Origin of the sequence: Paenibacillus sp. FSL H7-0737 (assembly GCF_000758545.1) — a bacterium.
GTDB lineage: Bacteria > Bacillota > Bacilli > Paenibacillales > Paenibacillaceae > Paenibacillus_AQ.
Genome location: NZ_CP009279.1, coordinates 5,510,829 through 5,529,567, shown reverse-complemented (window position 1 = coordinate 5,529,567; position 18,739 = coordinate 5,510,829). Strand labels below are relative to the sequence as shown.

Sequence of the window (18,739 nt, the reverse complement as noted above, 5' to 3'; positions counted from 1 at the left end):
TATACTACCGTAACAACGCTGGTATTCGCAATTTGGTCGTTGCCGCACACTAGAGTTAAAGGAGAGATATCGATATGAATTCGGTTCGTTACAAGAGCAGGGAATGCCTGGATCAAGAGAAGATTGAAAGGTTCCTTCAGCAAGCGAGATTGGGTTATCTTGGGTTGGCTGATGGCAATCTCCCCTATGTTGTGCCACTTAATTATGTATGGACAGAAGGGAAACTCTATTTTCACGGGGCTGGAGACGGAAGGCGTAATCAGGTGATGAGTGATAATTCAGAGGTGTGTTTTACGGTATGTGAGGAATACGGAACCATTACGGATCCGGTACCTGCGAAAACGGATACAGCTTATATGAGCGTAATGATATTCGGACAAGCAGAACCGATCACGGATTTGGATGAAGCCACTCATGTACTTCAGGAAATGATGAATAAGTATGTACCAGGTTACTATAATCGCCCCCTATCCAAGCAGCATGTGGAGAAGTATAGATCAGCTGTATTCGGCGGTCCGGTTCAAGTTTATAGGGTAATTCCAAGCCACATGACGGCAAAAGAGAGTCCTATTGAAGCGGAAAAAATGTATAAAAAGGACATGGATACTGAGCGTCAAGTTTAACCACAAGATATGCCGGTTTCGCTAGAAATTTCATCAAAAAAAGCCTTTTGGAATAAAATCCAAAGGCTTTTTGTATGCTTATTTTTTTCAAGACCTTATTCAACATCATAATTGATCAGAAAGAAAAAGTCTATACTTTGGGCTGGATTTTATTTACTATTGTGAAGCCGGCAAAACTTAATAAATGGAGTGTTGTTAATGGACGTAACCTATCATATCGATCAGGCAGACTTACAGGATTATATTGGACGGATTTTTGGCACCAGTTATTTAGTTGCTCGTGTTTCACGAATGCATGGTGGCGCACAAAAGGTGGTCTACAAGATTGAGTGCAGTAATGGATTTTCCTGCGTTTTGTATGTGTGGGATCTTTCCATGAATTATTTTGAAGAAGAAAAAGCGAATGAAGATATAAATGAACAGTCCTATGGAAGTGATTTGTTTGAATTAAACAATAAGTATTTAACACAACATGGAATTCAGACCCCAGCACTTTATGATCTGAACAAGGAAAGAGATCGTTACCCATTTGATTATGCGCTTGTTGAATATATAGATGGACGTAAGGCAGAAACCTTTTTCCAACATTCCGAGTTAGCTGCTCAAGATAAAGTGTTTCAGCAGTTGGGGGATATGCTTACTACAATGCATACCACCGAAAGGCAGTTTTTTGGGAAAGCCAATGCTAACGAGATCAGTACAGAACAATGTCATTCATTACAAATGGAAAATGCGAAAGTACAGCTAGCTTACGCCTCTCAGCATATGGAGAAGATTGGGTCTAATCAAAGTAAACTGCTCGATAAGTTGTATGAGCTTGAATCAAGAATTAAGCCTAGAAAGCAGTATGGATTTATTCATGGGGAACTGGGTCCTGACCATGTATTGGTTAATGATAAGCTGGAGCCCTTTCTGATCGATATCGAAGGAGCAGCGTTCTTTGATATTGAGCATGAGCATAGTTTTTTGGAGATGCGATTTGGAGATTTCTATCGGTATCTTAAGAACGATAAGCTTGATCCGGATAGGCTGTTATTTTATCAATTGCATCACCATATATCATTAACTTCAGCGGGTTTAAAGCTACAGCACAGAGGATTTCCCGATCAAAAATTCGCAAAAGGTCTAGCTGAATATCAATCTGAACGTGCGCTTAGGTTTATCGAAAAATGAAGAAATGGAAATGAAGCAAGAAGCGGCGCGTTATCTCTTGTCAAATATCGTGGGGAGCTGAATATTCGAGTTAATACACGGTAACGTTTCAACGAAGGGGGAGTCAACCTAACCTAGGGAGACTCCCTCTCTCTTGTGCGTCCTAGGGACAAGCCTGACGGTAGTCAAGAGGTGTATACGAAAGTAAAGACTAGTATATAGATGGGGGTCCTTTCCTTTCCTATACTAGAACTAGGAAGAGAAGCAGCATGAAGTAGATGCACGACCTATTTTGAGACAATGTGGAGGGGTAATATGAAGAAAAAAAGTAGAATACTTCTGATCGTCGCATTGATCCTAAGTTTAACTATCACGGCATGCGGCAAAACCACAAATGAAGGGGAGAAGCAGCCTGAGAAGCAGCCTGAGACACCTGTGGAACAAAAAAATGAAGTGATTGAAGTTTCAACAGTTTCGGCAAGCGATCAGTATCTCAAATTCGATGAGGGCGAAAGCTTTGAGAAGAACTCGGTCTATGATGCGTATGAGAAAGATATCGGCGTGAAGCTCACGAATAAATGGGTGTCCGCCGATGACGTTCAATTCAAGGAAAAAGTGAAGATGTCCATCGCCTCCAATGATCTTCCGGACTTCATGAAGGTTAATGCTACACAGCTGAAAGAGCTGACCGAAGCGGATATGATTATGGATATCACGGACGTATATGACAAGAATGCGACAGATGAGACTAAGAAATTCTTGTCGATGGATGGCGGAATGCAACTGAAGACCGCCACTTTCGACGGTAAACTCATGGGGATTCCAAGTTCTTATAATCCGTACCAGTATCAGTTCCTCTATGTACGCACGGACTGGCTGAAGAAATTGAACCTGCCGGAACCGAAGACGATGGCGGATCTCTTGACGATCGCCGAAGCGTTCAAAACAAAAGATCCAGGCGGCACTGGGAAACCGTATGGAATTGTAATTAGCAAAGATCCATTTAACAACCAGTCCACAGCTGTAACAGGACTAATAGCATTCTTGAATAGTTACCATGCTTATGAAAATCTTTGGATGGAAGACGGAAATGGCAATTTGGTCAACAGTGACATTCAGCCTCAAGTGAAAGACGCACTTAAGGCGCTGCAGGAAATGTTCAAGAAAGGATTAATTGATCCTGAGTTCGTCGTTAAAGATGTGGAGAAAGCAGCAGAGCTCCTCTATAACAACAACGCAGGTATCGTATACGGCCAGTCTTGGGTACCGGCTCAGCTCGCTAAAGGCGCAGTAAAGGATGGTAAAGTCGTACAAGAGTGGGGCGTATTCCCGATTCCATCGGTGGATAGCGAACCTGCACTATCGCAGATAGGTTTGGGTGTTGACGAATATTATGTTATCTCCAAGCAAGCGAAGCATCCGGAAGGCGTTATTAAATTGCTGAACCATTGGATTGTCGTGGATAATCATCCGACGCCAGAACAGAAAGTGTATGAGTATGGTAAAGACCTGAAGGAGAAAGGCAACAACTACTGGCTTCTAAGCCCGCTTCGTGTTGGTAAACAAAAGGATAATAACGGTGAAATATTGCCAAAAGCGATCGAGAACAAAGACGAAAGCATTTTGGAGACGAAAGATCAAAAAACTCGTTACGAGCGTGCCATGAAGTATGTTGACGGTACCGATATCAACATGTGGTGGGAATATCTGATCTCAGGTCCAAAAGGTGCATATTCACTTGTTCCTGAAATTCAGAACAATAAACAGTACCTACAAAACAAATTCTACGGCGCACCGACTCCAACCATGGCAGATCGACAAGAAATCCTGAAGAAGAAGCGGGATGAAGTATACTTCAAGATTATGATGAATCAAGTATCCGTGGATGAATTCGATAAATTCGTAGAAGAGTGGAAAAAGCTTGGCGGCGACGAAATGACCAAAGAAGTCAATGAATGGTACGCGACTCACAAACAATGATAGCAGGAGAATCGAGGGGTTGAACACAAACGACCTCTCTTTTCTTTAACCTAGTTCTTCATTTTTTAGTCCTATAGCGAGGTGAATGGCATGAATGTATTAACGCGTATGTGGAAGAGGGAGTGGCCGCTTCACTTGATGTTGGTTCCTGGGATCGTATTGGTCCTCATCTTCAGTTATATCCCGATGGCCGGCATTATGATGGCCTTTCAGAAATACGTACCGAATAAAGGGTTGTTCGGCTCACCATTTATTGGTCTTAAAAACCTTCAGTTACTGATGGATTACCCCGATATCGGCCGGATATTCTTCAATACAGTATACATTGCGGTGATGAAAATTGTAGCAGGTATGATCGTTCCGGTCACCATAGCGATACTTCTGAATGAGCTGCGGAAAGAATGGGTCAAACGGACCTTCCAGACGCTCGTGTACTTGCCGCATTTTCTATCATGGGTCTTGTTAAGCGGTATTCTAATCGATGTATTGTCTCCATCTTCCGGTATTCTCAATCAAGTGCTTGGCTTGTTTGGTATCGACCCTGTTTTTTTCCTGGGTGACAACAAATGGTTCCCTTATGTCATGGTCATATCGGATGTATGGAAAGAGTTCGGATTTGGTACGATTGTCTATCTGGCTGCGCTTACCAGTATTAATCCGTCACTGTACGAGGCAGCGGAGATCGACGGCGCAGGACGCTTTAAGCAGACGTTACATGTGACGCTGCCGGGGATGCTTCCTATTATCGTTCTCATGTTTACGCTTAGTATCGGGAATGTACTGAATGCCGGATTTGATCAAATCTTCAACCTATATAGTCCTCCCGTCTATGAAAGCGCGGATATTATCGATACCTTCGTATATCGTATGGGGATTGAGCAAGCACAGTTCGGTTTCGCTACGGCCGTAGGACTGCTGAAATCCGTCATCTCTTTCATATTCGTATCTATGTCCTATATCTTAGCCTATCGTGTAGCGAATTACCGCATTTTCTAATGCAATCGGCGGTAATTCAGAAGGGAGACACATCGTGCGTACTAACAGATCATTCGGAAGAAAATTGTTTTTGATATGTAATTTTATTTTTCTGGCATCCGTATCTTTGTTATGCCTCATGCCTATTATTCATATTTTGGCGCTCTCGTTCAGCTCCGGGCAGGCAGCATCCGCCGGAAAAGTCATCCTGTGGCCTGTTGAATTCACAACGGCTGCTTATGCTAACGTATTTGGAAAACCTGAATATTTACGCGCATTCTGGGTATCGATTCAGCGGGTCCTTATGGGAACGACAATCAGCATGTTCCTGACGATTATCACGGCCTATCCATTATCCAAAGATTCTCGCCAATTTCGGTTGCGGACCTTCTATTCATGGTTTTTCGTATTCACGATTTTATTCAGTGGCGGGCTTATTCCAAACTATTTAACCGTGAAGAACCTTGGGATGCTCGATACAATCTGGGCTTTGGTGCTGCCGGGAGCGGTCACGGTGTTCAACGTTATTCTGCTGCTGAATTTCTACCGCAGTCTGCCCAAAGAACTTGAGGAATCTTCGCTGCTCGATGGGGCGGGTCAATTTACTACCTTATGGAAAATATATGTGCCGCTATCGTTGCCGGCATTGGCAACGACAGGTCTTTTCACTATGGTGGGGCATTGGAATAGCTGGTTTGATGGTATGATTTACATGAATCATCCCGAGAATTATCCGCTGCAGACCTTCCTGCAGACGATCATTATCAAAATGGATTTCCGCTTTATTAAACCTGAGAGGGCAGAATTAATGATCAAATTGTCCGATCGTACGAGCAGGGCAGCTCAAATATTCGTAGCAGCATTTCCGATTCTTATCGTGTATCCGTTCTTGCAGCGGTTCTTCATTAAAGGAATTGTGATGGGGAGTGTCAAAGAATAAAATAGGGCACTCAAACTATGACATTGCATTGCAGGAGAACAAACGATGAAAATCCGATTCTTGATTAAAGATTCCTCTATATTCCAGAAAATAATGGCTGCCTTTCTGGCAGCCTTGTTTCCGCTCATGGCGATTACCTGGTTGATTAATGAGAAGGGTTCGGACAATATTCGGAGTGAAATTTCCGAGTCTATTCTAAATACGACTCGCTTCTATCTGGATTCACTCGACAAGGAAGCAGACCGGATCAGCCGTTATTTGCCGAACTATGTGATGGACAAAGATTTGATGGAAATTGCAACTACAGGCAATTACATGAGTTATTACGATCGTGCGCAAAAAATATTAGATATCCAAAGACGGCTTGAATTGATGAAGAACTCAAGTCCATTTATTCAAGAAGCAAGGGCGTATATCCCTCTTATCGACCGAACGATTCTTAGCAATAAATTTGAAACTTCGATGAATAAGCAGGAATATGCTTCTATGCAGCAAAACAAGAGATTATACGAAGAACCTTTCATTTACTGGAACGATCGATTATTTATTTCCATGCAATACCCCATTAATACCGTTAAAAATCCGATTTATATCGTAGCGGTTGAATTATCGACTATCAAAATCAGAGAAACGTTATCTCAAATCGGCAGCTCGCGTGGTGGACAGAGCGTATTGCTCAATCTGGAACGTGGTTGGGAGATCGAGAGTGACATGGATCCGGAACTGCTGGAACAAATGAAATCCTTCGCTGCGGATAAGCGGGAATTGCAAAAAGACGAAGGATACGAAACGATTATGTATAATGGTAAGCGGTTTCTTACGGTATATAAATACTCCAGTCTCTGGAATTCCTATTCGATTATGTGCATTCCCGAAGAGACGATTTTGGGTTCTCTTGAGATCTATCGAACATTGTTCTGGTGGGCTTGCGTGCTAGCTGTGGGTATTGTCGTTTTCTTCTCCTACTTTCTATTACGATTTATCTATCGGCCATTAATGAAACTTGTGCATTCCTTTCGGCGCGTTCAGCAGAATAGGCTGGAACCGATCGTGATCGATCGTGGAGCCGATGAGTTCGGGTATTTGTACCAAGCTTTTAATAATACGATCCGATCCTTGAAAACACTAATCGAGGAAAATTACGAGCAGCAAATCAGGAACCAGCGTTCCGAACTGAAACGATTGCAATCGCAAATTAATCCTCATTTTTTATATAACTGTTTTTTTGTATTGTGCCGGTTAATTAAATCCGAGAATCAGAAGGAAAAGGCTTATCAATTCTGCCTGTACATCGGACAATATTTTCAGTTCATTACTCGTGATGACGAGGATGATATTCCGCTGGGGCTGGAGGTCAATCATTCTCGCACGTATGTAGACATGCAAACCATATGTTACGGAGACCGTATTCAAGTCAAGTTCGAAGGTGATGTTCCCGATCTCTTCGTGCCGAGGCTGATTCTGCAGCCGATCATCGAAAATGCTTATAAGCATGCCTTGGGCAATATGATTCAGCAGGGTGAGCTATGGGTTCATTGTGAGCGGGTGGGTGATGTATTCTCCATCTATGTCGAAGATAATGGCCGAAGCATCTCCGATGCGGAGATCGAACAGCTTCAGAAGCGACTGCGTCAATCCACCACTCGGATGGAGGAAACAACCGGAATCATAAATGTGCATCGCAGAATACAACTGCGGTACGGTGAGGAATATGGCATTACAGTGTCACGTTCTGCTCTTGGTGGACTTCAAGTAAGAATCAATCTAAGCGCGAACTAGAGGAGGAATCAGCATGTACCGACTGCTAATCGTCGATGACCTTCCCATTATTGTCGATGGTCTTCTGGAGCTATTCAATGAGACCGATCATTTACAACTCGAGGTTATGAAGGCATATTCAGGTGAAGAAGCACTGGAGGTACTGTCTCATCATCGTATTGATATCGTGATTTCCGACATTAAGATGCCTGGACTGGAAGGGATTGAGCTGCTTCGGGAAATCAAATCCCAGTGGCCGGCCTGCAAAGTTATTTTCTTAACAGGATACAATGATTTTCATTATGCTAAGAGCGCAATTACGTACGGTGGGTTCGATTATATTCTGAAGGTCGAAAGTGATGAGAAAATTATTCAGTCCGTAGAACGGGCGATTGAGAAAATTGAAGAAGAAAATAACCAAGAACAGATGATCGCTAGAGCGCAATCCAAAATGAGACTGGCATTGCCCTCCCTGCAAAAAGAGTATGTGTGGGAGCTCTTTCAAGGCAAGCATGTATCGGATAGCCAATTAAAGCAGGCGTTCAAAGAAATCGATATCCGGCTTGATGCGACATTGCCGGTTTACTTGCTCATAGGCAGGGTAGACGCATGGAAAGAAATGTTCACGACGCCGGATAAAGCGTTATTGACTTACGCCGTACAGAACATTTGCGATGAGTATTTGTCCACGCAGGTCAGATGCTATTCCGTTGTATTCGAGTTATCCAAAATCGTCTGGATGATTCAACCGAAAATCCCGGATGGATCGTCTATCGAATATGGGGATCAGGATTGGATCAGAGCTCATCGGTATACGAGCGGAATTCTGGAGACTGTGCAGGGAAATTGCAAGAGATTGCTGAGTTTATCGGTTTCTTTCCTTCTTGGAAGTGAAGCAACGACATGGGATAACATATCTGATCGGTTTCACTCGATCAAATACGGCCTGGTACAAGGACATGGATTATTTAATGAGGTCATATTGACCGATAAAGACATTCAAAGAGAAGTGAACGGTGATCTGAGTGGGAACTACCACGATGCCTTCTATCACGCCCGTGTTCAATTGCTGATGTCTTGTCTCGAGAATAATCATCGGGAGCAATTCAACAAGCTGTATGCCGAACTAACGTCCATTTGGAATGATGAGGAGTCGCCGAATGAGAGGAAGATCGAACTGTATCATTCGCTTTCAGCTATTTTTCTGTTCTATATCCATAAGAATCGGGAAATTCGGGATTACATCAATACGCTGATGGATCTGGATAAGTTATATCGCTATGGAGATTCCGCATCATGGTCGGAGCTGATTCAATACTTCTCGCAAATGGCGGATTGCTTCTTCGAATGGAATGCGCTGCGGGGTACGCAATTGCCGACAGAGGTCGTGAATAAGGTGCATCGATATATTGAAGAACATATTTCCACTGATATTTCCTTAAATGCGCTGGCCGATTACGTGAGCTTGAATCCATCGTATTTATCCCGACTTTATAAGCAAATCACTGGAATAGGGTTATCTAAATATGTGAACGACTATCGTAACCTGATCGCCAAGGATATGCTGCTCAACACATCGATGAAAGTGAATGAAATTGCTGCTGCCCTGGGGTACAACTCAGCACTTGCATTTATTCGCTTCTTCAAGAAGCAGAATGAAACAACTCCGCAAGATTTCCGTATGGCAAGGACTCATATACAGAATCAAGGTCAATAAATGTATATGAAATGTCAGTAACGATCTCTTTTGCCTCCGTTCCTACCGCCTTACAATGGAAGTACACTAGGTGCGCAAGAGGAGGAGTAGTCTTGAGAACATTAACAGCTGTATTACTTGGCGCTGGCAGTCGAGGAAGATTTATTTATGGGCCCTACGCGGAGAAGTTCCCGAATGAATTAAAGATTGTTGCCGTAGCTGAGCCGGATGATGAACGTAGAAATCGATTTGCAGAGATTCATAGAATTGCCCCAGAGCATGTCTACGATTCTTGGGAGAAAGTATTCGATCAGGGTCAAATGGCGGACGTGATGATAATTGCTACGCTCGATCGGATGCATTATATACCAGCGATGAAAGCGATGGAGCTAGGCTATCATGTCATGCTAGAGAAGCCGATGTCTCCTTCCATGGAAGAATGCATCGAATTGGAGCAAGCTTCGCTTCGGTATAAGCGATTGCTCGTCGTAACCCATGTCCTGCGATATTCCCCGTTCTGGTCTGGGATCAAAAAATGCATCGAAGACGGTGAACTCGGAACGATAGGTACGATTCAATTAACCGAAAATGTGGGCTACATGCATATGACACACAGTTATGTCCGCGGGAATTGGCGCAATTCGGAGGAGACGAGTCCCATGATCCTGGCCAAATCATGCCATGATCTGGATCTCATCTCATGGCTTATGAATCAATCGTGTACAAGCGTGAGCTCGTACGGATCATTACTGCATTTCAGGGCGGAGAACGCTCCGGAAGGCTCCGCGGATCGCTGTATCAACGGCTGTGAGGTTGAGAAGGAATGCGCCTTCTCGGCGATGAAAATATATATTCAGCCCCCGGAACACCCTTGGGCACGCTATATGACGAATGATTTGTCGCAAGAGGGGATCTTGAAGGCGCTGAAGGAAGGACCGTGGGGTCGCTGCGTGTATCGCTGCGATAATAATGTCGTGGATCACCAGGTAGTCAACATGGAGTTCGAGAACGGAGCGAATGCATCGTTCATCATGTCAGGGCTGACACAGAGCGGCACGCGCCGGGTTCAAATTATGGGAACTCAAGGCGAGATCATCGGGGATATGGACAAAGGATCTTTCACGCTGTACCGCTATGTATCGGGCGAGAAGGTTGAGATTGGCTGCAATGTGGAAGGCGATGGCCATGGAGGCGGCGATGACCGTATGGTAAGCTCATTCCTGCGGAATGTGCGTCAATTCGACAGTAATCCATCGCAAGGCTTGACCTCGGCGACGGCATCCCTTCAGAGTCATTTGATCGCATTCGCGTCGGAACATTCTAGATTGAACGCAGGTCAGGCGGTCAAGCTTTCGGACTTGCAGAAGAAAGGAGAAATGTCTGTATAAGATCAAATGATACTAGGAAGCCTCTTTCGAAGTGATGGGATGCCGTCATGGAGAGGGAGGTTTTTTTGGTACATAATCTCAAGGCATAATAAAAGACCGCTCTACTGGAATGACTTCCGGATCTGCGGCCTTAGGACAAGATTCTATTATAGGGTCAATCTGTATCTAAAGGTGGTGAGATTAATGGAATTTAACAGTCTTGATACGAGCTTCTTCTTCATAGGTGAGTGGTTTTGGGGATCTTGGAGTGTGCAAGTGGCGTTGCACAGAATATTCCATTTTTTGATAATCCTCATTACCTGAATTCATCGTTGGATTCCAATTTTCCGTTACCCAATTTTTAAGTTCTTTAAGACCTGCTAGCATTTCCTCCAGCCTCCTTTGGCGAAGAAACAATATATTTTGTATTGTTCTGGTTACGCTTTCATTATATCATAGAAATTAGTTTTTTAAAGCTGTGTCCACGTGAAAAACACAGTTTTTAGGTGAACATTGTGTGTTAATTAGGGTTTGTGCTTCCTATGGAGAAAAGTGTCTCCTTGTAGGAGACATTTTTATTAGATTTAAAATGATAATCTATTGCCCTTGCGAATCGCAAATAATTTCTGATAATTACCAATTCGGTAGATGACTTTAAGGTCGTAGATAGTGTTGCTCTGATCATAACTAGAGCTGCATATATCGTCCGATATTCTATTTTTAATTGGAAAATAAGGTCTTATTTTATGGGCGTTCACTTAAATGGAACTATTTTTCTAGTATGATTGTTATTCTGGTGGAAATAAATTTTATTTTTAAAAAAATAGAGAAAATAATTTACAGAACCAAATTTAAGTGATATCTTGAATATGTAGAAAAGAAACCGTTCACATCTTAAGGGGGATTATCAATGACACTCAACAAGTTCCACGGAATTATACCTGCCTTCTATGCTTGCTATGACGATCAAGGAAATATTTCCGAATCCCGGACACATGCCTTATGTGATTACTTATTTGAAAAAGGAGTTCAAGGTGTTTATGTGGGAGGTAGTTCTGGAGAATGTATCTACCAGAGTCTGGACGAACGCAAAGCGGTACTTAGCTATGTAGCTAGTAACCTGAAAGGTAAAATGACACTGATTGCTCATGTAGGAGCCCCTTCTACTAGAGATAGTATCGAATTAGCAAAACATGCGGCGAGCTTAGGATATGATGCACTATCCGCAATCCCACCTATATATTTCAAATTACCTGATAGTGCAGTAACTAAATACTGGAGCGATATTATGGAGGCAACTCCTCTACCATTCATTATCTACAACATTCCTCAGACTACGGGATATACACTAACTCCAGCTTTATTCGAGAAACTGCTTACTAATAAAAAAGTTATCGGCGTTAAGAATTCTTCTATGCCACCTATGGATATTGAACGCTTCAAAAGAGTGGGTGGAAAAGATGTAGTGGTCTTTAATGGACCGGATGAACAGTATGTTGCGGGAAGAATCATGGGAGCCGATGCTGGCATTGGTGGTACTTATGCAGTTATGCCGGAGCTGTTCTTGCAAGCTAATACATTTGTACTTGCCGGCAAGTTTGAGGAAGCAGGACAACTTCAAAGTGAGATCAACGATATCATCATCGCGCTTTGTTCCCTAAAGGGTTCTATGTATGCGGAAATTAAAGAGGTTCTGAGATTAAGAGGCGTAAACATTGGTAGTGTAAGAGCACCGCTTGAAGGGGTAGCCGCTGAAGATGCTGGTCCAATCGCAGATATTATGAAATTGATTGATCAAGCGATCGAAAAATATTGTGGTTAATGCAATGAAGAGAACCATCGTATGCTTTGGTGATTCCAATACTTGGGGCTACGACGCAAAGACGGACCAAAGGTTTAATGATGAAATACGTTGGACCGGACTTCTACAATCAGAACTGTACAACACTTACCGGGTCATAGAGGAAGGGCTTCCTGGTAGAACCAGTGTTAGTGACGATCCGCTATTTGAAGGGTTAGCCGGAATAGCTTATCTCTATCCATGCCTCATGTCACATGCACCACTTGATTTGGTAGTGATCATGCTTGGGACGAATGATACGAAAGAAAGATTTGCACTAACTTCTTATAACATCGCACAAGGTATTGTTAGACTCGCTCATAAAGCTAGAGGGAGCGGGGCAGGTCCAGCCGGAAAAGCTCCAGAAGTGCTTGTGATCGCTCCTCCTCCCATTGGGGCAGAGTATTTGAATACTCCTATTGGTAAGCCAATGGGAAGTAATTGTAGCGAGAAATCTTTGGAGCTCTCTCAGCATCTTGCAGCTTTGCTTTCGGGGACAGATATCCACTTTATTGATTCCAGAGAATATGTATCGATGAATGAAATAGATTACATGCATCTTGATATACAAGGACATCGGAACATGGCTGATTTAGTGAAATATCATGTCAAACGGATACTAGAATAGGGGAGGATTTAAAATGAAGAAGAAACGTTTACTCTCGACATTGGTTGCATTAATGGTAATTATTTCACTGATTTCAGGATGCTCTGGTAACAACGCAGCAAGCTCTAATACATCCGATAATACGGCTAAATCTGGCAAGGAAAAAGTGGCGATTAAAGTATGGCTGACCCCTCAGTGGAAGGGTGTTGTGGATGCAACGGAACAAGGAGCTGACTATGATAGCTTCCTTAAGGCTGCAGCTGAGAAATTCAAGGCACAATATGATAAGTATGATGCTGACATTCAGGTAGAAGTCATTGCCGGAGATCAGCGCGACCAACTCCTCAATGTTAACTTGAGCGGAGGAACGCCACCAAATGTCTTCTTTGAAAGCGTATTCCCAATGGGCGATTATGTTCACCGTGGAGCTTTGGAGCCTTTGACTGACATCATCGATGAGGAAGCGAAAAGTGATATCGCACAAAATTACTGGGATGCAGTAACGTTCGGAAAAGATGTGTACTTCTACCCATTCCAACACAATCCAGGCACTTTGGTCTACAACGCAGACATGTTTAAAGCGGCTGGTTTAGAAAAGTTCGTCGGTGGAGAGTCCGAAATTAAGACTTGGAACTTGGATGAATATCAACAAATCTTGGATGGTCTGAAAAATAATCTTCCGAAGGACAAATATTCTAATGCCTATCCAATGGCACTGTACGCTGTGAATAACCAAGGAGATACGTGGAACCTTGCATACTTAAGAATGTTCGGCAACAAGTTCTTCGATGACCAAGGGAACATTGTTCTGAATGATGCGAATGGAGTTAAAGCTGCTACATGGTTGAAAAAATTATATGACGGTGGATATACAAATCCGGGTGCTGAATCTGTATCCTCCAATGATGCCAATGCCATGTTCCAGAATCAGCAGCTAGCGATCAGTTTTACCAATCCAATCTTGTTCAATGGAACAAAAGCAAATATGGAATCCGGCACGTCTCCAAAGTTTGATATGCGTCTTGCTAATATTCCGTCCGAAAGCGGAGATCCTCTATCCTTTACTTATGTAGTGGGTGCAAGTGTATTCAAGTCCAAAGATGCGAAAAAGACTGAAGTCGCTAAAGATTTCGTGAAGTTCTTTTCAAGTGATCCTGAATTAGTTAAATCCTCTAAGAATGGTATTCCTGTGAGAAGCTCCGTGGCTGAACAACTTAAGTCAGAGAATCCTCTCTTTGCTGCTTATGATGCCAATTCAAAATATTTGTTCAACTTCACGGGCAACGTTCCAGGATATAGCCAATTAAGAGAAGTTTTGTACCCTGATCTACAGGCGCTTTACATGGGAGCAAAGACACCAGAACAGTTTGTACAAGATTATCAAACCAATGGTAATAAAGTGATTGATACGAATAAAGCTAGCTCTGTCATTTTCCAATAATCTAAGAACAGGTAAACAATAAACGATTAACAGCCTTTAGAGTCTGAAGTGGCTCCAAGGGCTGTTAATTAGAAAGGTAAACGATATGAAACTACGTAGTAATTACCTAAAAGAGAATATTACAGGTTATCTGTTTATTTTACCTCAGATGATAGTATTCTTAGCCTTTCTTGTCTATCCGATCTTAGAAGGGATGCGCCTGAGTTTATACCAAATTAATTATGATAGTGAGAAGTTTGTAGGTCTGGCTAATTACACCACATTGTTTAATGATCCGGTATTCTTCAAGGCGATCTTCAATACGATTATATTCGTAGTCTTTATCGTCCTACTTACAGTGGGCTTTGCATTATTTGTAGCCTCGGCTGTATTTGATAAGAACGCTAAGTACGTTTCCTTTATAAGAGGGAGCTATTATATCCCGGTCATGGTATCCATGGTTGTAATGAGTATGGTGTGGAGTTTCCTGCTGAATCCTGCTAATGGACTTATTTCTTTTATATATAAAGATATGGGTCTTGGGACGATCAATCTTCTAGGAAATCCAAAGACAGTTTTGCCAGTAGTGATCTTTGTGACCTTCGCGACTAACGTGGGCCAAGCTATTATTCTGTATATTGCTTCGATGATTGGTGTATCTAAAGAGCTTTTTGAAGCAGCTGAAATCGACGGTGCAAGCAGATGGCAAGTAATTTCGAAGATCCTCATTCCTTCTGTAGGACCAACAACGACCTATATTACGATTATCAATATTATTGCTGTTCTAAAAATATTTGTAGTCATCCAGTTATTAACCGGCGGCGGACCGAACAACTCATCGGTAACTTTGATGTACTACCTCTATAATAATGCCTTTAAGTACAACCAACTCGGCGTAGCTTCTGCGGTAGGCGTTATCATGTTCGTGATTACTTTGTTATTATCTGTGCCTCAGCTACGAAGCATGATTAAGGTGAAGTGAGGGGGAATACAACATGTCGAAAATAAGAAATAAGAAGAAGAGAGAGAAGTTTGATGTGATATCGAATGTGATCATTGTCCTCTTCGCGCTCCTTAATCTTTTTCCATTGTATTGGTTATTCACTAGTTCGCTTAAGAACAGTTCAGATGTTGTGAAGATGCCTCCAGACTGGTGGCCTAAATCGATTACATTCTCCAACTATGTGGATGTGTTTCAGAACCAACCGGCTTTGAGATGGACGTTTAATAGTATTTATGTCTCAGGCGTATCTACGATTATCGTTATTATTGTAGGCGCTATGGCTGCCTATGCATTCTCAAAGATCAATTTTAAAGGTAAAGATATCATCTTCATTATTTTCATATCGAGCTTGATGATTCCTAAGGAAATTATGATCGTGCCTTTATTCCGGATTACACAGCAATTTGGAATGGTGAATTCGTATAACGGTATGATTTGGCCGAACGTTGCGGGTGCATTTGGAGTCTTCCTATTAAAAGGATTCTTCGATTTAACCCCTAACGCTTTAAGAGAAGCCGGAAGAATAGATGGTGCAAATGAATGGAGAATCTTTACTCGCATCATGGTGCCTATTATTAAACCTGGTATTGGAGCCTTATTTATTCTGAATTTCGTGCAAGTCTGGAATGATTATTTGTGGCAGCTGGTTATAGGCCAAGAGAACAAAATGAAAACATTAATGGTTGGTACTGCAACCTTAATGCAGGATCTGAATCCTAATTTCGCATATAAAATGGCCGGAGCCACCATTGCTGCAATTCCGATGTTGCTAGTGTTCATGTTATTCCAACGTTTCTTCACCAATGGAATTACAGCAGGAGCAGTCAAAGAATAAATAAAAATGTGGAGTGGGTTACTGATGAATACTGAAAATAATGTACTTAAAAAGATAAAACATAAATTAGTCGTCTCCAGTCAAGCCTTACCCGAAGAACCGCTGCATAGTCCGTTTATAATGGGAAGAATGGCTTATGCAGCATACTTGGGTGGTGCTTCAGGTATTCGGGCAAATAGCGTAGCGGATATTCAAGAAATTAAGAAAACAGTGGATCTACCTATCATTGGGATCATCAAAAGGGTATACGAAGGTTCTGAAGTGTTTATTACACCAACCCTGAAGGAAGTAGATGAGCTTTACCGCGAAGGGGTAGATATCATTGCTATGGATGCGACAGACCGGACTCGTCCGGATGGATCAACCATCTCAGAACTATTTCCTCACATAAGAGAGACCTATAAAGATCAACTGTTTATGGCAGATTGCTCTACATTTGAAGAAGCTGCTAAAGCCGTTGAGCTGGGGTTTGATCTTGTGGGAACTACCTTAAGCGGATATACAGAATACACCAAAGAGCGGTCACTTCCAGATTTTGAGCTAGTCAAGCAAATCGTAAGCAACTTCTCTGTGCCTGTGATAGCTGAAGGCGGTGTTTCCACTCCTGAAGAACTGAAGAAAATGTTTGATCTAGGTGTTTTTTCAGCAGTAGTCGGCTCAGCGATTACAAGACCAATGGAGATTACCAAAAGGTTTGTAGACGCTATTCAGTAGATTGCCGGAGAGGGTAGATAAGGATGAGAATTCTCGCTGTAGATATTGGCGGTACCAATACCAAGATGTGTATATGCGATAAACTTGGGAATGTTCATAACTTTAAGGAGCATGCAACTGAGAGCCACTTGGGAGGGCCGCATGTAATCTCAAGATTGCTTGATAAAATTGCAGAAAATGATGATTTTGATGCCATTGCTATAAGTACGGCCGGTCAAGTCAATGCTGAAGAAGGAATTATAGTCTATGCTAACGAAAATATACCTAGATATACAGGGATGAAGATTAAGGAAATTGTAACTAATCATTTTCATAAACCTGTTATGGTAGAGAACGATGTGAATTCAGCAGCATTAGGCGAGGCTCATTATGGTGCTGCCCAGAACTTTAACAATTTCTTATGCTTGACGTTTGGCACGGGCATTGGTGGTGCCATTGTATTGAACCGCCAAATCTATAAAGGAGCAGATGGGGTGGCGGCCGAATTTGGTCATATCCTGACACATCCATTGTCAGATGCGGTGGAGGGACTGCCTTTTTATGAGAAGTATGCTTCAACCACTGCTTTAGTCAAGATGGCTCAGCAAGCAGATCCCGAATGTACAGACGGAAAAGTCCTTTTTGATAAAATTCACAAAGGGGACGAAGCTCTGAAACAGATCTTGGATTCATGGGTAACTGAGGTGTCCGCGGGTTTAGCCTCAATTATTCATATTTTCAATCCATCCGCTATAATTATTGGGGGCGGTGTTATGGAACAAGAAGATTTAGTTCAAAGGGTAGAGGAACGGACGAAGTCTTTAATTATGGAGAGTTTTGCGGGTGTAAGAATTGTTAAGGCCTCACTTGGGAATAAGGCAGGCTTGCTTGGCGCTTCCTCTTTATTCGCACATTAAATCATTGTAAAGGAGGGGCTTATTTGCGAACAATCAGTATTTTTTCTTCTATTCATTCCAAGTACAATAATTTGACGAATACGGAGAAGAAGGTAGCGGACTACGTCCTGGAGAACACGAGAAGTGTTGTCTATATGTCGATTACTGATCTTGCAGATGCGTGCGATGTAGGTGAATCAAGTATTTTTCGATTTTGCAAATCTTTAAGTTATAAAGGGTATCAAGAGTTTAAGATTGCACTCGCTCATAGTATCACTGTGGAGAATGAGATCCCGCAGCTTACGGATCAAATTCTAATGGACGACACTACTGAAGCTGTGGCTTCCAAAGTGCTGACCACAAATGTAAGTGCGCTGAACGAGACCTATAATTTAATTGATATACAGAAGATCAATGAAGCTATTGATTATATGATAAATGCGGAACGAGTATCATTTTTCGGCGTAGGCTCTTCATTAATCACGGCGATGGAAGCCAAAATTAAATTTATGCGCATTACAAACAAAACGGAGTGTTTGATGGATTCACATCTTCAGATGATGTCTGCGGCGCTAATGTCTAACCGAGATGTAGCTGTAATCATTTCTTACTCCGGTTCAACTAAAGATAGTATCGAGGTTGCAAAAAAGGCGAAGGAACGAGGCGCTAAGGTGGTATCCATTACGAGATTTGAAAAGTCACCTTTAACGTCGTATTCGGATCTTACCTTACTTTGTGGTGCTAATGAGGGTCCTCTGCAGGGCGGTTCATTATCTGCTAAGATCTCACAACTCTATCTGCTGGATATTTTATATGTGGAATATTTCAAAAAGACTAGTGAGCAATCCATTATCAATAAAGAAACAACAGCTGCAGCAGTTAGTGAGAAGCTCCTATAAGTGCGAGTTCAAAAAGTATGGTTTTCAACACCGAGAAGATTGGATGAAGGTAGAA

General features: G+C 42.3%; 17 protein-coding genes. 16 read left to right on the top strand and 1 reads right to left on the bottom strand.

All coding sequences use genetic code 11. The features are described 5' to 3' along the window. Positions 1–74 precede the first annotated feature (74 nt). The 8 genes from H70737_RS24160 (at position 75) to H70737_RS24125 (ending at position 10,512) form a co-directional block, all read left to right on the top strand. A complete protein-coding gene (locus H70737_RS24160) occupies positions 75–623 on the top strand; it encodes a pyridoxamine 5'-phosphate oxidase family protein (protein WP_042191395.1) in 549 nt (182 codons plus the stop codon). A gap of 243 nt (positions 624–866) precedes the next feature. Further along, on the top strand, positions 867–1,796 hold the full coding sequence (locus H70737_RS24155; protein ID WP_042194446.1) for a phosphotransferase: 930 nt from the start codon (positions 867–869) through the stop codon (positions 1,794–1,796). A gap of 294 nt (positions 1,797–2,090) precedes the next feature. Continuing rightward, complete coding sequence (locus H70737_RS24150; RefSeq protein ID WP_042191393.1) at positions 2,091–3,755, top strand: extracellular solute-binding protein; 1,665 nt, start codon at positions 2,091–2,093, stop codon at positions 3,753–3,755. 90 nt (positions 3,756–3,845) lie between these two features. Beyond that, positions 3,846–4,751: an ABC transporter permease gene (locus tag H70737_RS24145; protein WP_042191391.1), complete on the top strand. Its 906-nt coding sequence runs from the start codon at positions 3,846–3,848 to the stop codon at positions 4,749–4,751. A gap of 34 nt (positions 4,752–4,785) precedes the next feature. Next, positions 4,786–5,670, top strand: a complete 885-nt coding sequence (locus H70737_RS24140; protein ID WP_042191389.1) for a carbohydrate ABC transporter permease — start codon at positions 4,786–4,788, stop codon at positions 5,668–5,670. Positions 5,671–5,715: 45 nt separating this feature from the next. Then, on the top strand, positions 5,716–7,449 hold the full coding sequence (locus H70737_RS24135; RefSeq protein ID WP_042191386.1) for a sensor histidine kinase: 1,734 nt from the start codon (positions 5,716–5,718) through the stop codon (positions 7,447–7,449). 13 nt (positions 7,450–7,462) lie between these two features. Beyond that, on the top strand, positions 7,463–9,145 hold the full coding sequence (locus H70737_RS24130; protein WP_042191384.1) for a response regulator: 1,683 nt from the start codon (positions 7,463–7,465) through the stop codon (positions 9,143–9,145). 92 nt (positions 9,146–9,237) lie between these two features. Further along, complete coding sequence (locus H70737_RS24125; RefSeq protein ID WP_042191382.1) at positions 9,238–10,512, top strand: Gfo/Idh/MocA family protein; 1,275 nt, start codon at positions 9,238–9,240, stop codon at positions 10,510–10,512. A gap of 180 nt (positions 10,513–10,692) precedes the next feature. On the opposite strand, the gene H70737_RS24120 is transcribed toward H70737_RS24125, so the two are convergent. Continuing rightward, positions 10,693–10,878: a hypothetical protein gene (locus H70737_RS24120; protein WP_042130754.1), complete on the bottom strand. Its 186-nt coding sequence runs from the start codon at positions 10,876–10,878 to the stop codon at positions 10,693–10,695. A gap of 523 nt (positions 10,879–11,401) precedes the next feature. Between H70737_RS24120 and H70737_RS24115 the strand changes: the two genes are divergently transcribed. The 8 genes from H70737_RS24115 (at position 11,402) to H70737_RS24080 (ending at position 18,684) form a co-directional block, all read left to right on the top strand. Next, positions 11,402–12,313, top strand: coding sequence for a dihydrodipicolinate synthase family protein (locus tag H70737_RS24115; protein ID WP_042191380.1), 912 nt, complete (start codon positions 11,402–11,404; stop codon positions 12,311–12,313). A 4-nt stretch (positions 12,314–12,317) separates the two neighbouring features. After that, positions 12,318–12,959, top strand: coding sequence for an SGNH/GDSL hydrolase family protein (locus H70737_RS24110; RefSeq protein WP_042191378.1), 642 nt, complete (start codon positions 12,318–12,320; stop codon positions 12,957–12,959). Positions 12,960–12,972: 13 nt separating this feature from the next. Next, the gene (locus H70737_RS24105) at positions 12,973–14,379 is read left to right on the top strand and encodes an ABC transporter substrate-binding protein (RefSeq protein WP_042191376.1); all 1,407 of its coding nucleotides are present in this window, start codon (positions 12,973–12,975) and stop codon (positions 14,377–14,379) included. An 85-nt stretch (positions 14,380–14,464) separates the two neighbouring features. Beyond that, positions 14,465–15,340, top strand: coding sequence for a carbohydrate ABC transporter permease (locus H70737_RS24100; protein WP_042191374.1), 876 nt, complete (start codon positions 14,465–14,467; stop codon positions 15,338–15,340). Positions 15,341–15,353: 13 nt separating this feature from the next. Beyond that, on the top strand, positions 15,354–16,196 hold the full coding sequence (locus H70737_RS24095; RefSeq protein WP_081390001.1) for a carbohydrate ABC transporter permease: 843 nt from the start codon (positions 15,354–15,356) through the stop codon (positions 16,194–16,196). Between the two features lie 24 nt (positions 16,197–16,220). Continuing rightward, positions 16,221–16,910, top strand: a complete 690-nt coding sequence (locus tag H70737_RS24090) for an N-acetylmannosamine-6-phosphate 2-epimerase (protein WP_042191372.1) — start codon at positions 16,221–16,223, stop codon at positions 16,908–16,910. Positions 16,911–16,933: 23 nt separating this feature from the next. After that, the gene (locus H70737_RS24085; protein ID WP_042191369.1) at positions 16,934–17,806 is read left to right on the top strand and encodes an ROK family protein; all 873 of its coding nucleotides are present in this window, start codon (positions 16,934–16,936) and stop codon (positions 17,804–17,806) included. Positions 17,807–17,829: 23 nt separating this feature from the next. Next, positions 17,830–18,684 (top strand): MurR/RpiR family transcriptional regulator, encoded by an 855-nt coding sequence (locus H70737_RS24080; RefSeq protein WP_042191367.1) that lies wholly within the window; start codon positions 17,830–17,832, stop codon positions 18,682–18,684. Positions 18,685–18,739: the final 55 nt, after the last annotated feature.

What these genes read in the sequence shown, in the direction of transcription:
- H70737_RS24130 (WP_042191384.1), top strand. Translation starts at nt 7,463, where the DNA reads ATGTACCGACTGCTAATCGTCGATGACCTTCCCATTATTGTCGATGGT.
- H70737_RS24110 (WP_042191378.1), top strand. Translation starts at nt 12,318, where the DNA reads ATGAAGAGAACCATCGTATGCTTTGGTGATTCCAATACTTGGGGCTAC.
- H70737_RS24145 (WP_042191391.1), top strand. Translation starts at nt 3,846, where the DNA reads ATGAATGTATTAACGCGTATGTGGAAGAGGGAGTGGCCGCTTCACTTG.
- H70737_RS24100 (WP_042191374.1), top strand. Translation starts at nt 14,465, where the DNA reads ATGAAACTACGTAGTAATTACCTAAAAGAGAATATTACAGGTTATCTG.
- H70737_RS24090 (WP_042191372.1), top strand. Translation starts at nt 16,221, where the DNA reads ATGAATACTGAAAATAATGTACTTAAAAAGATAAAACATAAATTAGTC.
- H70737_RS24095 (WP_081390001.1), top strand. Translation starts at nt 15,354, where the DNA reads ATGTCGAAAATAAGAAATAAGAAGAAGAGAGAGAAGTTTGATGTGATA.
- H70737_RS24135 (WP_042191386.1), top strand. Translation starts at nt 5,716, where the DNA reads ATGAAAATCCGATTCTTGATTAAAGATTCCTCTATATTCCAGAAAATA.
- H70737_RS24150 (WP_042191393.1), top strand. Translation starts at nt 2,091, where the DNA reads ATGAAGAAAAAAAGTAGAATACTTCTGATCGTCGCATTGATCCTAAGT.
- H70737_RS24085 (WP_042191369.1), top strand. Translation starts at nt 16,934, where the DNA reads ATGAGAATTCTCGCTGTAGATATTGGCGGTACCAATACCAAGATGTGT.
- H70737_RS24160 (WP_042191395.1), top strand. Translation starts at nt 75, where the DNA reads ATGAATTCGGTTCGTTACAAGAGCAGGGAATGCCTGGATCAAGAGAAG.
- H70737_RS24105 (WP_042191376.1), top strand. Translation starts at nt 12,973, where the DNA reads ATGAAGAAGAAACGTTTACTCTCGACATTGGTTGCATTAATGGTAATT.
- H70737_RS24120 (WP_042130754.1), bottom strand. Translation starts at nt 10,878, where the DNA reads ATGCTAGCAGGTCTTAAAGAACTTAAAAATTGGGTAACGGAAAATTGG.
- H70737_RS24115 (WP_042191380.1), top strand. Translation starts at nt 11,402, where the DNA reads ATGACACTCAACAAGTTCCACGGAATTATACCTGCCTTCTATGCTTGC.